This is a genomic window from Xanthomonas euroxanthea, from assembly GCF_900476395.1.
Taxonomy (GTDB): Bacteria; Pseudomonadota; Gammaproteobacteria; order Xanthomonadales; family Xanthomonadaceae; genus Xanthomonas; species Xanthomonas euroxanthea.
Genome location: NZ_UIHB01000002.1, coordinates 526,615 through 539,828, shown reverse-complemented (window position 1 = coordinate 539,828; position 13,214 = coordinate 526,615). Strand labels below are relative to the sequence as shown.

Below are 13,214 nucleotides of genomic sequence, written 5' to 3'. Positions count from 1 at the left end.
CGCGGGTGGCCCTGTCCGCTGCGCGACCGTCCCGACCTTTGGAGATCCCATGTCCGCTGACCTGCTCAAGGCGCTCGACCTCGCCGCGTCCAATTCCGGTACTTATCTTGGCGAGGCGACCTGGTCGCAGGCGACCGGCGCCGGGGTGCTGCAGCCGCTCAATCCGACCACCAATGCGGTGATCGCCGATGTGCAGGCGACCACGCCGGAGGATTACGAGCTGATCGTCCAGCGTGCGCAGGCCGCCTTCAAGGTCTGGCGGACCACGCCTGCGCCGCGCCGTGGTGAGGCCGTCCGCCTGTGTGGCGAGGCGCTGCGCGCGCACAAGGATGCGCTGGGCTCGCTGGTGGCGCTGGAAATGGGCAAGAGCAAGCCCGAGGGCGACGGCGAGGTGCAGGAGATGATCGACATCGCCGACTTTGCAGTGGGCCAGAGCCGCATGCTGTACGGCTACACCATGCATTCGGAGCGTCCCGGCCACCGCATGTACGAGCAGTACCAGCCGCTGGGCCTGGTCGGCATCATCAGCGCGTTCAACTTCCCGGTGGCAGTGTGGGCGTGGAATGCGTTCCTGGCGGCGATCTGCGGCGATATCTGCATCTGGAAGCCATCCAACAAGACCCCGCTGACCGCGATCGCGACGATGAAGATCTGCAATGCCGCGCTCAAGGACGCCGGCTTCCCGGACATCTTCTTCCTGATCAACGATGCCGGCACCTCCCTGTCCGAGAAGCTGGTCGAGGACAGCCGCGTGCCGCTGATCAGCTTCACCGGGTCGACCCAGATCGGCCGCGTGGTTGCGGAAAAGGTCGCGCGCCGCCTGGGCCGTTGCCTGCTCGAACTGGGCGGCAACAACGCCATCATCCTGGACGAAACCGCCGACCTGAAGCTGGCCATCCCCGGCATCGTGTTTGGCGCGGTGGGCACCGCCGGGCAGCGCTGCACCACCACGCGCCGCCTGATCGTGCATGAATCCATCTACGACAACGTGCTGGCCACGCTGGTCAAGGCGTACAAGCAGCTCGACAGCAAGATCGGCGACCCCACCGACCCGGCCAACCTGATGGGCCCGCTCAACAGCCAGGGCGCGGTGGAGCAGTTCCTGGCCTCGATCGCCAAGGCCAAGGCGGCCGGCGGCACGGTCGAAGTGGGCGGCACCGCGATCGATCGCCCTGGCAACTTCGTGCTGCCGGCGATCGTCACCGGGCTGCAGAACAGCGACGCGGTGGTGCAGCACGAGACCTTCGCGCCGATCCTGTATGTGATGAAGTACAGCACGCTGGACGAGGCGATCGAGCTGCAGAACGGCGTGCCGCAGGGCCTGTCGTCGTCGATCTTCACCCAGAACCTGAAGGCGGCCGAGAAGTTCCTGTCGGCGGCCGGCAGCGACTGCGGCATCGCCAACGTCAACATCGGCACCTCCGGTGCGGAGATCGGCGGTGCGTTCGGTGGCGAGAAGGAGACCGGCGGTGGCCGCGAATCCGGCTCGGATGCGTGGAAGGTCTATATGCGTCGCCAGACCAATACGATCAACTACTCCGACTCGCTGCCGCTGGCACAGGGCATCAAGTTCGATCTCTGATCGACGTGTGCAGGCGCGCCGGGCATCGCGCCGGCGCGCTGTCGCATGCGTGCCGGACCATGGCTGCTCCGGTGCGTCCGCGCCCGGCATCCACGCTCCCGGCGGCGTGGCCCCCGATGCCGTGGTCACAGCCGTGAGTCGCACCTGCGCATCATTTGGGCACCCAAGGTTTCCCTCGCCGCTCAGTCCGATGCCGGGGCGAGCAGACATCCAGCCCCGCCCGTTCGCGTCAAACCCGACCACGCGATCGCGTTTGGCCGCAGATGGCACGCCATTCGGGCGGCGGCTCTGGGATAATCGGGCCACGCCAGCCGTCGGCTGCCGCCACTTCAGGAGTTCATGATGAACGTCGTCGTTCGACAGACCAGCGCCATGGCCATCGTCAGCCTGGTCTCGGGCATTCTCGGCTGGACGCTGATCCCGTTCCTCGGCAGCCTCTGCGCCATCATCACCGGCCATCTGGCGCGCGGCGAAATCCGCCGCAATCCGCAGGGGCTGGACGGCGACGGGCTGGCCATCGGCGGGCTGATTCTCGGCTGGTTGGCGGTTGCGCTCTGGGTGGCAGGGGTGGCGATCTTCATCCTGTTCTTCGGCGGCCTGGCCTGGCTTGCGGCCGCCAACAGTTGAGCATGGCCGCGCCCTCCTCCGCCCAACGCTTCAACGACCGCGTCGCGGCCTATGTGCGCTACCGGCCAAGCTATCCGCCACAACTGCTGCGCTGGCTGCACGAAGAGCTGGGCGTGACGCCGGCCACCACGGTGGCCGATATCGGTGCCGGCACCGGCATTTCCAGCCGGCTGTTCCTGGAGGCCGGCTATCCGGTCACGGCGGTGGAACCCAACCCGGCCATGCGCGAAGCCGCGCAACAGTGGCTGGCGGAATTCCCCACCTTCCGCGCGGTCGACGGCACCGCCGAGGCCACCGGGCTGGCCGCCGCCAGTGTCGGATTGGTGTCCGCGGCGCAGGCCTTCCACTGGTTCGACGTTCGGGCGGTGCGCGCCGAATGGGCGCGCATCCTGCAGCCCGGCGGGCTGGCGGTGATCTACTGGAACAGCCGCGAACTGGACACCACCGACTTCCTGCGCGGCTACGAACAACTGCTGCTGGACTACGGCACCGACTATTCGGCCGTGGCCGAGCGCTATCAGGACGATGCCACCATGCAGGCGTGGTTCGGCGACGGCTTCCGCGCGATGGCGCGCGTTCCCAACGTGCAACGGCTGGACTTCGATGCCTTGCGTGGCCGGCTGTTGTCTTCGTCATATGCGCCGCTGGCGCATGACCCGCGTCATGTCCCGATGCTCGCCGCGCTGCGCACGCTGTTCGATGCGCACGCGCGCGACGGGCTGATCGACTTCCAATACCAGACCCGGGTGTTCGCCGGGGGATTGAACTGACCCACATGTATTCGTTTGCCCGCCCCTTGCTGTTTTCCCTCGACGCCGAGCGCGCCCATGCGCTGGCATTGCGCTCCATCGATGTTGCCTACCGCACCGGCACCACATCGCTGCTGGCCAGGCGCCCGGAGCCGCTGCCGACACCGGCCTTCGGGCTGATGTTTCCCAACCCGGTCGGTCTCGGTGCCGGCCTGGACAAGAACGGCGAGCACATCGATGCGCTGCTTGCGCTTGGCTTTGGGTTTGTCGAGATCGGCACGGTGACCCCGCGGCCGCAGGAGGGCAATCCCAAGCCGCGCATGTTCCGCTTGCCGGAGTACCAGGCGGTGATCAACCGCATGGGCTTCAACAACCTGGGCGTGGATGTGCTGGTGGCCAACGTGCAACGCGCGCGTCGTCGCGGCGGCCTGCTCGGCATCAACATCGGCAAGAACAAGGACACGCCCAACGAAGAGGCGACCAGCGATTACCGCTATTGCATGGAGCGCGTCTACCCGCTGGCCGACTACATCACCGTCAACATCTCCTCGCCCAACACCGCCGGCTTGCGCGAACTGCAGGAAGAACAGGCGCTGCGTCGGCTGATCGCCGACCTGCGCGAAACCCAGGAAGCCCTGGCCGCGCAACACGGCAAGCGCGTGCCGATGCTGGTGAAGGTGGCGCCGGACCTCAACGACCGCGACATCGATGCGGCCGCGCGCGTGCTGGCCGACCTGGCGGTGGATGGCGTGATCGCCACCAACACCACGGTGACGCGCACCTTGATCGCCAATCATCCGCTGGCTGGCGAGGCTGGCGGCCTGTCGGGTGCACCGCTGCTGGGGCAGTCCACGCTGGTGCTGCGCCGCTTGCGCGCCCGCCTGCCCGAGTCGATTCCGTTGATCGGCGTGGGCGGCATCAACTCCGGTGCCGACGCGGTGGCCAAGATGGCGGCCGGCGCGACCCTGGTGCAGTGCTACAGCGGCCTGGTCTATCGCGGGCCGCCGCTGATCGGCGAATGCGTCAATGCGATCCGCCGCCGCCGCGAGGCGCCCAGCGGCGGTGCGGTGTCGCCGTTATGAGCGCTGCAGCGCAGGCCGGCTGGCGCTTGAGCGAGCACGCGCCACTGCGCGCGCTCAATACCTTCCATGTGGAAGCCACGGCACGCTGGTTGCTGGGCATCCACGCACCCGATGCACTGCCGCAGGCGCTGGCGGCACCGGAGATCGCCGGGCAGCCGCTGCTGGTGTTGGGCAGCGGCAGCAACGTGCTGCTGGCCGGCGACCCGCCGGGCTGCGTGCTGTGTTTCGAAAACCGCGACATCGCCATCATTGCGCACCATGCCGACCACGCCATCGTGCGCGCCGGTGCCGGCGTCAACTGGCATGCGCTGGTGCTGTATTCGCTGCAGCAGGGGTTGTCGGGGCTGGAGAACCTGGCCTTGATTCCCGGCACGGTCGGCGCCTGCCCGATCCAGAACATCGGCGCATACGGCGCGCAGGTGGGCGACTTCATCCATGTGGTGGATGCCTTCGACCTGCAGGCCCAGCAATTCGTGCGACTGACGGCGGCCGAGTGCGCCTTTGCCTATCGCGACAGCGTGTTCAAGCAGCAGCCGGAGCGTTACCTGATCGTCGCGGTGGAATTCAATCTGCCGCTGCTGCATGAGTTGCGGCTGGACTATGCCGGCATCCGCGAGGAACTGGCCAGCATGGGCGCCGAACTGGCCGGTGCCGCCGATGTGGCGCAGGCGGTGATCAATATCCGTCGGCGCAAGCTGCCGGACCCGGATGTGCTCGGCAATGCCGGCAGCTTCTTCAAGAATCCGTTGCTGCCCAGCGAGCAGATCGCCGCGTTGCAGGCCACATTCGCCGACATGCCGGTGTATCCCGGCGAACAGCCCGGCCAGGGCAAGTTGTCGGCGGCCTGGTTGATCGAGCAGTGCGGCTGGAAAGGCCGGCGCGAGGGCGATGCCGGGGTATCGCCGGACCACGCGCTGGTGCTGGTCAACTACGGCACTGCCAGCGGTGCACAACTGCTGGATGTTGCGCGGCGCATCGCCGAGTCGGTGCGCGAGCGTTATTCGGTGATCCTGGAGCCGGAGCCACGCATCATCGGAGCGCATTGGTGACCGCAGCGCAGGCGTCACGACGTGCCGCGCTGTGGATGCTCACCAGTACCTTCGCCTTCGGCCTGATGGCGATCTGCATCCGGCTGGCGTCAAGCACGATCACCACCACCGAGATCGCGTTCTTTCGCAATGCGTTCGGGCTGCTGGCCCTGTTGCCGCTGATCCTGCGCCCCGGCAAGGCGCTGCCGCGCACGCGGCAGTTACCGCAATATCTGGCACGCACCCTGATCGGCCTGGCCTCGATGCTGTGCGGGTTCTGGGCGATCGGCCACCTGCCGTTGTCGCAGGCGATCTCGCTGTCGTATTCCACCCCGTTGTTCGTCACCGTCCTTGCCGTGGTGTGGCTGCGCGAACAGGTGCGCCTGCGGCGCTGGCTGGCGGTGGCGGCCGGATTCATCGGCGTGCTGGTGATCCTGCGGCCGGGCTCGTCCACCTTTACGCCCGGGCTGCTGATTGCGCTGCTGGCAGCGGTGATCAGCGCCGTGGTGGCGATCCAGATCAAGCAGCTCTCGCGCAGCGACGACTCGGACACCGTGGTGTTCTACACCTATGTGTTCTGGGTGCCGATGTCGCTGATTCCGGCACTGTTCCAGTGGACCTGGCCGCACGGTATCGACTGGCTCTGGCTGGCGGCGACCGGCATCTTCGGTACCGCCGGGCAGCTGTTCTGGACGCGCGCGCTCAAGCTGGGCGAAGTCTCCGCACTGCAGCCGATCAGCTTCATGCAGCTGCCGCTGGTGGCGCTGCTGGGCTGGTGGCTGTTCGGCGAGGCGATCGAACACCATACCCTGGTCGGTGCGGCCATCATCATCAGTGCCAACGTCTACATCGCGCATCGTGAAAGCGTGCTGGCACGCCGTGCCGCCACGCATGCGCCGCTGGAAGGCGCAAAACCGGGCGAGTGATCGACCGTCCGCAGGCGGCCTGGCCGGCGCGCGATGGCGTGGTGACGCTGCCGACGTACACTGCGCCGATACACGCTCCCCGGGCATCGAAGGGCGATGCGTACGCACATTCGTTGACTGTTCCAAGGTGAGGTCGGTATGCCGGTTCCAAGCAAAACCATCGGCCTGATCGGCGGCATGAGCTGGGAATCCACCCTGCCCTACTACCGCATCATCAACCAGCGGGTGCGCCATGCCTGCGGCGGCCTGCACTCGGCCAAGGTCTTGCTGTACAGCGTCAATTTCCATGAGATCGAGCGCCTGCAACACGCCGGCGACTGGGACGGCGCCGGCCAGGCGATGGCGGCAGCGGCGCGCGCGCTGCATGCCGGTGGCGCCGACTTCCTGGTGCTGTGCACCAACACCATGCATTGCGTTGCCGATGCGATCACCTCCGCCACGCCGCTGCCATTGCTGCATATCGCCGATGCCACGGCCGAGGCGCTGATTGCGGCGGGCGTCACCCGGGTCGGGCTGCTCGGCACGCGTTTCACCATGGAGCAGCCGTTCTATCGCGAGCGCCTGGCCACGCGCGGCCTGCAGGTGCTGGTACCGCCGGCCGACGCACGCGCGCAGCTGCATCGCGTGATCTACGACGAACTCTGCCAGGGCGTCATCCGGCCGGCGTCGCGCGGCTATTTTCGTCAGGTCATGGCCGACCTCGGCCAGGATGGCGCGCAAGCGATCATCCTGGGCTGTACCGAGATTTCGCTGCTGGTGGACAGCAGCGATGCACAGTTGCCGTTGTTCGACACCACCGCCCTGCATGCCGAAGCGGCCGCGCACGCAAGTGTGCGCGACTGACCGCCACCAAAGGCGCAGCCAGCGCGCCTTTCCCGAAGTGCGTCCGCCCCGCCGTTGCGTGCAAACGTGCAAGCTGCGCATTGCCGCAGCGAGAACATGGGTGACTCACACCCCGCGGCTGCAGCACGCGCAGGCGCGCGATCACCTGCCACAGGATGTCATGCCTTGAAGACCCGTCCAGCAACAGGCACCGCACCAGCAAGCCAGCTCACACGCGGTGATTACAAGACGCTGGCGTTGTCCGCACTGGGCGGCGCGCTGGAATTCTACGACTTCATCATCTTCATTTTCTTCGCCACGGTGCTGGGGGAGCTGTTCTTCCCGCCGGGCATTCCGGAGTGGATGCGGCAGTTGCAGACCTTCGGCATCTTTGCAGCCGGGTACCTGATCCGCCCGCTGGGCGGGATGGTGATGGCGCACTTCGGCGATCTGCTCGGTCGCAAGCGCATGTTCGCGCTGAGCATCGGGTTGATGGCGTTGCCGACGCTGGCCATCGGCGTGCTGCCGACCTACGCGCAGATCGGCCTGGCCGCCCCCTTACTGCTGCTGACGATGCGGTTGCTGCAGGGCGCGGCCATCGGCGGCGAAGTCCCCAGTGCATGGGTCTTCGTCGCAGAACACGTGCCTGCACAGCGCAGGGGACTGGCGTGCGGGACCTTGACGGCCGGCCTGGCAGCCGGCGTGTTGCTCGGCTCGCTCAGTGCGGGGGCGATCAATCGCGCCTTCACACCGCAGGAAATCGCCGAAGGCGCCTGGCGCCTGCCGTTCCTGGCCGGTGGCATCTTCGGCCTGCTTTCGGTGTATCTGCGGCGCTGGCTGCACGAAACACCGGTGTTCGCCGAGCTGATGGCAATGCGTGCCCTGGCGCGCGAGACGCCGCTCAAGGTGGTGCTGCGCGATCATCCACGCAGTGTGGCGCTGTCGTTGTGGCTGACCTGGATGGTGGCGGCCGGGGTGCTGGTGGTGTCGTTGATGACGCCGACGCTGCTGCAGAGCGCGTACCACTACCCGGCAGCGGTCGCCTTGCAGGCCAATCTGCTTGCGGTCCTGCTGCAGGCGGCCGGCTCGATCGTGGCCGGCGCCTTGTCCGATCGCTACGGCAATGGACGCGTGCTGCTTGCCGGCAGCGTATTCCTGGGCGCCAGCGCCTGGCTGTTCTATCGGCTGGCCGGCGATGCGCGGTTGCTGTTTCCGCTGTATGCCCTGATGGGCGCGGCGCTCGGCGTCCTGGGCGCGATCCCGCGCGTCATGGTCGAGGCGTTTCCGCCGGTGGTGCGCCTGTCCGGCGTGTCATTCGCCTACAACCTGGGCTATGCGGTGTTTGGTGGCCTGACCCCGCTGGTGGTGGTGATGCTGCTCAAGCAGCACCCGATGGGACCGGCGTATTACATGATTCTGCTGGCAGTGATCGGCAGCGTGATCGGGCTGCAGTTGCAGCGCCGGGAGCTGGCAAGCCCTCGCTGAGTCAAAGGCAGCGGCGTATTGGCGCCACGCCAGGCATCCCGGCCTGCGCCGACCGCGTTCGACCACAAAGCGGTCGTGCCCTCAGGTCGAAGCGGGATGGCGACGCCAATGCGGCCGCCGCGCGCCGCGAAACATCACCAGATACAGCCCGACCACCCACACCAGCGCGGCCGACCAGCCGCCCAGGATGTCGGAGGGGTAATGCACCCCCAGGTAGATCCGCGACACCCCCACCAGCACCGCGAACCCACTTGCGGCAATGGCCACCGGCCAGCGCCAGCGGGTGTTCCAGGCCAGCGAGACCACCACCGCGGCGAGCGTCATCGAGCCCATCGCATGCCCGCTGGGAAAGCTGAAGGTGCTTTCCGGGGCAATCGATTCCCACAGGCTTGGGCGGTCGCGCTGGAAGACCTGCTTGGCGCCCATGTTCAGCAAGGCCGAGCCAGCAAAGCCGAGTGCGGCAAAGGTTCCCTCGCGCCAGCGCCGCAGCATCAGCAATACCAGCACGATGGCGATATCGGCCGGGATCACCCCGTACTGGTAACCCAGCTTGGAAACCACCCCGAAAAACGCATCCAGCCCCGGCGTGGCGATGCTGCGCATGCTCCACAGCAAGGGCTCGTCGAAGTAAAAATTTTCCAGTTCGTGGACTTCGTCGGCCAGGTCGACGAACAAGCCCAGCGGCAGCAGCACGCCGGCAAACAGCAACGCCATGCGCCACGCATTGCTGCGCAGCCATCCCCTGAAACCGGCCGGCGATTCAGCCGGCGCGGCGGACATAGGTGCGTTCGACGTACTGATCGATCAGATCGATGAACTCGTAGGCAATGTTCTCGCCACGCAGGGTGACGCTTTTCTCGCCATCGATGAACACCGGCGCCGACGGCGCCTCGCCGGTGCCCGGCAACGAGATGCCGATGTTGGCATGGCGCGATTCGCCCGGCCCGTTGACCACGCAGCCCATCACCGCCAGGGTCATGTTCTCCGCGCCGGGGTTGCTGATCTTCCACTCCGGCATCTTGGCGCGCACATGGTTCTGCACCACGCCGGCCAGTTCCTGGAAGAACTCGGAGGTAGTGCGGCCGCAACCCGGGCAGGCGGTGACCATCGGCGTGAAGGCGCGCTGGCCGGTGGTCTGCAGCAATTCCTGCGCGACGATCACTTCCTGGGTGCGCGACTGGCCCGGCTCCGGCGTCAGCGAGATGCGGATGGTGTCGCCGATGCCTTCCTGCAGCAGCACGCTCAGCGCCGCGGCCGAGGCCACGATGCCCTTGCTGCCGATACCGGCTTCGGTCAGGCCCAGATGCAGCGCAAAGTCGCAGCGGCTCGCCATGTCGCGATACACCGCGATCAGCTCCTGCACGCCGGACACCTTGGCCGACAGGATGATGCGCTCGCGCGCCAGGCCCAGTTCCACCGCGCGCTCGGCCGAATCCACCGCCGAGCGGATCAGCGCTTCGCGCAGCACGCGGCCGGCATCCCAGGGCGTGTCGCGCTGCGAGTTCTCGTCCATCAGCTGCGCTGCCAGCGACTGGTCCAGCGAGCCCCAGTTGGCGCCGATGCGCACCGGCTTGTCGTACTTGATCGCAAACTCGATCAGCTGCGCGAACTGCAGATCCTTCTTCTTGCCGAAGCCGACATTGCCCGGATTGATGCGGTACTTGGCCAGCGCTTCGGCGCAGGCCGGCTCGGCGGCGAGCAGCTGATGCCCGTTGTAGTGGAAGTCGCCGATCAACGGCACCTCGATCCCCATCATGCGCAGCTTGTCGACGATGCGCGGAATGGCCGCGGCCGACTCGGCGTTGTTGACGGTCAGGCGCACCATTTCCGAGCCGGCGCGCCACAGGTCGGCCACCTGCTTGACGCTGCCGGCAATGTCGGCGGTGTCGGTATTGGTCATCGACTGGACGACCACCGGGTGGCCGCCGCCCACAGTCACGCTGCCGATCTTGACGGCCTGGGTGATGCGGCGCGGCCAGGCGGTGGCGTCGGCGGGAGGGGTTGGGCGAGTCACGGCGTCGTACATCGCGGTATTTTAGCCTGTCATCGGTCCGCTCACAGCTGAAGCGCTGCGCGCGCCGTCTTCCAGGCCGATGCGACGGTTTGTCGCAGGCCGCCACGCCCCCGAGCGCATAGCATTGCCGTGATGAATTCCTCAGACGCCTCCTTCCTGCGGACCCTGTGCAGCCTGCGCTGGCTGGCCACTGCCGGCCAGGCCGCCACCATCCTGGTCGCCACCGGGCTGATGGGCCTGGATCTGCCGCAGCAACCCTTGTGGGCCGGCGTGGCCGCGCTGGCGGTGTTCAACCTGTATGCACAGCTGCGGGTGGCCCATCGCGGCGCGGTCAGCCCGGCCACCGAATTCGGCCACATCCTGGTCGACGTCACGGTGCTGACCTGGATGGTGGGCTGGAGCGGCGGCATCGCCAACCCGTTCGGCTCCCTGTTCCTGGTGCTGATCGCCCTGGCCGCGCTGGCCCTGCCGCTGGGCTGGGCGATGGCGGTGGCGGCGGCCTGCGTGGCCGGTTATGTGATCAGTGCAGCGTTCGGGCTGCCGCTGCCCTACGGCAGTTTCGACCCGCTCAGCCTGCATATGTGGGGCATGGCCGCCAACTTCCTGTTGTCCACGGTGGTGGTGCTGGCCTTCGCCACCCGGCTGGCCTTGTCGATGCGCGAACGCGAGCGCGAGATCTCCACGCTGCGCGAGCGCTTCGCGCGCAACGAGGGCATCGTGGCGCTGGCCACGCATGCGGCCTCGGTCGCGCATGAGTTGAACACGCCGCTGGCCACGATGACGCTGCTGGTCGACGACATCGCCGACCAGTGCGACCAGAGCGAGTTGCGCGAGGATCTGGACACCCTGCGCGAGCTGCTGGTGCAGTGCCACGAGCGCGTGCTGGCGCTGGCCGCACCGGCCGACAACGGCCACCTCAGCCGCGAAGTCGCGGTCAAGGACGTGCTGGAACAATGGCGGCTGGTGCGCCCGACCATCGAGCTGCGTCGCAACGACGATGCGCCGATGCGCCTGCTGCTGCAGCCCGGGGTCAGCCATCTGCTGATGGTGTTGCTCAACAATGCGGCCGATGCCGGCGAACGGGCCGGCCGGCCGCAGATCGACCTGACGCTGCGCGTGGAGCAGGATCATCTCAGCGGCGAAGTACGCGACTACGGTCCGGGCTTCGATACCTCGCAAGCCATGCTGCCCGGCACCCTGTTCAACAGCGGCAAGCATGACGGCATGGGTGTTGGGCTGGCGCTGTCGCATGCCACCGTCGAGCGGCTGCAGGGCGAGTTGTGGATGCTGCCCGCCGAAGGCAGCGGCGCCCGCGTCGGTTTCCGTCTGCCGCTCTCCGAACACGAGGCACTCGCATGACAAGCACTCCCCTGCGCACCGGCCTGCTGGTCGACGACGACACCTTGTACCTGCGCACGCTGCAACGCAGCCTCGCCCGCCGCGGCGTGGACACCCTGACCGCCACCGATGCGGCCAGTGCCTTGTCGACCGCACGCAGCGCCCTGCCCGATTTCGCCCTGATCGATCTCAAGCTCGGTCACGATTCCGGCCTGAGCCTGATCCAGCCGTTGCGCGAGATCCGCGCCGATATGCGCATCCTGCTGGTCACCGGCTACGCGAGCATCGCCACCGCCGTGGAGGCCATCAAGCTCGGTGCCGACGACTATCTGCCCAAGCCGGCCAATATCCCCACCATCATGCGGGCGCTGGGCGAAGAGGACGACGAGCTGCCCGAGCCGGACGAAGAAGAAACCGCGCGGGAAATGATGACACCGCTGAGCCGCCTGCAATGGGAGCACATCCAGCAGGCGCTGCACGAAACCGGCGGCAATGTCTCGGCTGCCGCACGCCTGCTCGGCATGCACCGCCGCTCGCTGCAGCGCAAGTTGACCAAGCGGCCAAGCCCGGGGCCATTACGCGAGCCCGGACGTTGAAACGCGGCCAGTTGCCGTGAGGACAAATCGGTCGAGGGCGCAGCGCCCTCGCCGCTCGCCGGACACGCCGTGACCCCATCCCCAGGGGCGCATTGGCGGCATCCATGCCGCCAATGTTCCGGCAACGGGCAAGGACACCGCACCAGACAGTTGGTCGGCGCTCTTGTGAAAACCTGTCTGTAGTGCGGTATGCATCAAATGTGGAGCCGATACGTCATGAGCGAACAGGGCCCCATCCCGCACTGCTCTTACCCATGCGCACCGACCATCTCGATAGGTCCTTGCCCGCTCACCGTCGCGGGACCCTGAGCGGCATGGATGCCGCGCCGGAGCCTACATGGACGTACTTGCGGCGTGTCCCGCGATGGTGGGCGGGCCAGGGCCCTGCAGCCAACGCGCAGCGTCGAGGGCGCGGCGCCCTCACCGCTTGCGGGACACGCCGTGAACCCATCCCNNGGGGCNCNNTGGCGGCATCCATGCCGCCACANGNTCCNGCAACNGGCAAGGACACCGCACCAGACAGTTGGTCGGCGCTCNTNTGAAANCCTGTCTGTANTGCGGNNGTGNNTCANATGCTNNAGCCGATACGTCATGAGCGAACAGGGCCCCATCCCGCACTGCTCTTACCCATGCGCACCGACCATCTCGATAGGTCCTTGCCCGCTCATCGTCGCGGGACCCTGAGCGGCATGGATGCCGCGCCGGAGCCTACATGGACGTACTTGCGGCGTGTCCCGCGATGGTGGGCGGGCAAGGGCCCTGCAGCCAACGCGCAGCGTCGAGGGCGCGGCGCCCTCACCGCTTGCGGGACACGCCGTGAACCCATCCCTGGGGGCTCGGTGGCGGCATCCATGCCGCCACACGGTCCCGCAACCGGCAAGGACACCGCACCAGACAGTTGGTCGGCGCTCATCTGAAAGCTGTCTGTAATGCGGCGGTGTGCAGATGCTCCACGATCGAACAAG

General features: G+C 67.3%; 12 protein-coding genes. 10 read left to right on the top strand and 2 right to left on the bottom strand.

Annotated elements, in window-relative coordinates; genetic code table 11:
• The first annotated feature begins 49 nt into the window (after positions 1–49).
• From amaB to CPBF1521_RS09500, 8 genes are all read left to right on the top strand, one after another.
• Positions 50–1,582, top strand: a complete 1,533-nt coding sequence (gene amaB / locus CPBF1521_RS09535; protein WP_115676813.1) for an L-piperidine-6-carboxylate dehydrogenase — start codon at positions 50–52, stop codon at positions 1,580–1,582.
• Between the two features lie 342 nt (positions 1,583–1,924).
• Positions 1,925–2,209 (top strand): DUF4190 domain-containing protein, encoded by a 285-nt coding sequence (locus tag CPBF1521_RS09530; protein ID WP_016903110.1) that lies wholly within the window; start codon positions 1,925–1,927, stop codon positions 2,207–2,209.
• Positions 2,210–2,211: 2 nt separating this feature from the next.
• Entirely contained in the window at positions 2,212–2,979 is a 768-nt protein-coding gene (locus CPBF1521_RS09525) for a class I SAM-dependent methyltransferase (RefSeq protein ID WP_181901182.1), read from the top strand.
• Positions 2,980–2,984: 5 nt separating this feature from the next.
• A complete protein-coding gene (locus tag CPBF1521_RS09520; RefSeq protein WP_115676811.1) occupies positions 2,985–4,040 on the top strand; it encodes a quinone-dependent dihydroorotate dehydrogenase in 1,056 nt (351 codons plus the stop codon).
• Positions 4,037–5,089: a UDP-N-acetylmuramate dehydrogenase gene (murB, locus tag CPBF1521_RS09515; RefSeq protein WP_115676810.1), complete on the top strand. Its 1,053-nt coding sequence runs from the start codon at positions 4,037–4,039 to the stop codon at positions 5,087–5,089. Before CPBF1521_RS09520 ends, murB begins: the two co-directional genes overlap by 4 nt.
• Positions 5,083–5,994, top strand: coding sequence for a DMT family transporter (locus CPBF1521_RS09510; RefSeq protein WP_115676809.1), 912 nt, complete (start codon positions 5,083–5,085; stop codon positions 5,992–5,994). The genes murB and CPBF1521_RS09510 overlap by 7 nt, the downstream gene beginning before the upstream one ends.
• A 138-nt stretch (positions 5,995–6,132) precedes the next feature.
• Complete coding sequence (locus tag CPBF1521_RS09505) at positions 6,133–6,837, top strand: aspartate/glutamate racemase family protein (protein ID WP_115676808.1); 705 nt, start codon at positions 6,133–6,135, stop codon at positions 6,835–6,837.
• Between the two features lie 165 nt (positions 6,838–7,002).
• A complete protein-coding gene (locus CPBF1521_RS09500) occupies positions 7,003–8,301 on the top strand; it encodes an MFS transporter (protein WP_115676807.1) in 1,299 nt (432 codons plus the stop codon).
• Positions 8,302–8,382: 81 nt separating this feature from the next.
• Here CPBF1521_RS09500 and CPBF1521_RS09495 read toward each other — a convergent pair whose 3' ends face one another.
• Together CPBF1521_RS09495 and ispG are read right to left on the bottom strand one after the other, a co-directional pair.
• A complete protein-coding gene (locus CPBF1521_RS09495) occupies positions 8,383–9,081 on the bottom strand; it encodes a phosphatase PAP2 family protein (RefSeq protein ID WP_104585315.1) in 699 nt (232 codons plus the stop codon).
• Positions 9,062–10,327, bottom strand: coding sequence for a flavodoxin-dependent (E)-4-hydroxy-3-methylbut-2-enyl-diphosphate synthase (ispG, locus tag CPBF1521_RS09490; RefSeq protein WP_024940821.1), 1,266 nt, complete (start codon positions 10,325–10,327; stop codon positions 9,062–9,064). Before ispG ends, CPBF1521_RS09495 begins: the two co-directional genes overlap by 20 nt.
• A gap of 120 nt (positions 10,328–10,447) precedes the next feature.
• Between ispG and CPBF1521_RS09485 the strand changes: the two genes are divergently transcribed.
• Entirely contained in the window at positions 10,448–11,674 is a 1,227-nt protein-coding gene (locus tag CPBF1521_RS09485; protein ID WP_164739365.1) for an ATP-binding protein, read from the top strand.
• The gene (locus CPBF1521_RS09480) at positions 11,671–12,249 is read left to right on the top strand and encodes a response regulator transcription factor (protein ID WP_104585309.1); all 579 of its coding nucleotides are present in this window, start codon (positions 11,671–11,673) and stop codon (positions 12,247–12,249) included. The genes CPBF1521_RS09485 and CPBF1521_RS09480 overlap by 4 nt, the downstream gene beginning before the upstream one ends.
• Positions 12,250–13,214: the final 965 nt, after the last annotated feature.

Bases quoted from the DNA above. Each gene is read 5' to 3' on its own strand.
- CPBF1521_RS09480 (WP_104585309.1), top strand. From the start codon at position 11,671: ATGACAAGCACTCCCCTGCGCACCGGCCTGCTGGTCGACGACGACACC.
- CPBF1521_RS09485 (WP_164739365.1), top strand. From the start codon at position 10,448: ATGAATTCCTCAGACGCCTCCTTCCTGCGGACCCTGTGCAGCCTGCGC.
- CPBF1521_RS09520 (WP_115676811.1), top strand. From the start codon at position 2,985: ATGTATTCGTTTGCCCGCCCCTTGCTGTTTTCCCTCGACGCCGAGCGC.
- CPBF1521_RS09525 (WP_181901182.1), top strand. From the start codon at position 2,212: ATGGCCGCGCCCTCCTCCGCCCAACGCTTCAACGACCGCGTCGCGGCC.
- ispG (WP_024940821.1), bottom strand. From the start codon at position 10,327: ATGTACGACGCCGTGACTCGCCCAACCCCTCCCGCCGACGCCACCGCC.
- CPBF1521_RS09495 (WP_104585315.1), bottom strand. From the start codon at position 9,081: ATGTCCGCCGCGCCGGCTGAATCGCCGGCCGGTTTCAGGGGATGGCTG.
- amaB (WP_115676813.1), top strand. From the start codon at position 50: ATGTCCGCTGACCTGCTCAAGGCGCTCGACCTCGCCGCGTCCAATTCC.
- murB (WP_115676810.1), top strand. From the start codon at position 4,037: ATGAGCGCTGCAGCGCAGGCCGGCTGGCGCTTGAGCGAGCACGCGCCA.
- CPBF1521_RS09505 (WP_115676808.1), top strand. From the start codon at position 6,133: ATGCCGGTTCCAAGCAAAACCATCGGCCTGATCGGCGGCATGAGCTGG.
- CPBF1521_RS09530 (WP_016903110.1), top strand. From the start codon at position 1,925: ATGAACGTCGTCGTTCGACAGACCAGCGCCATGGCCATCGTCAGCCTG.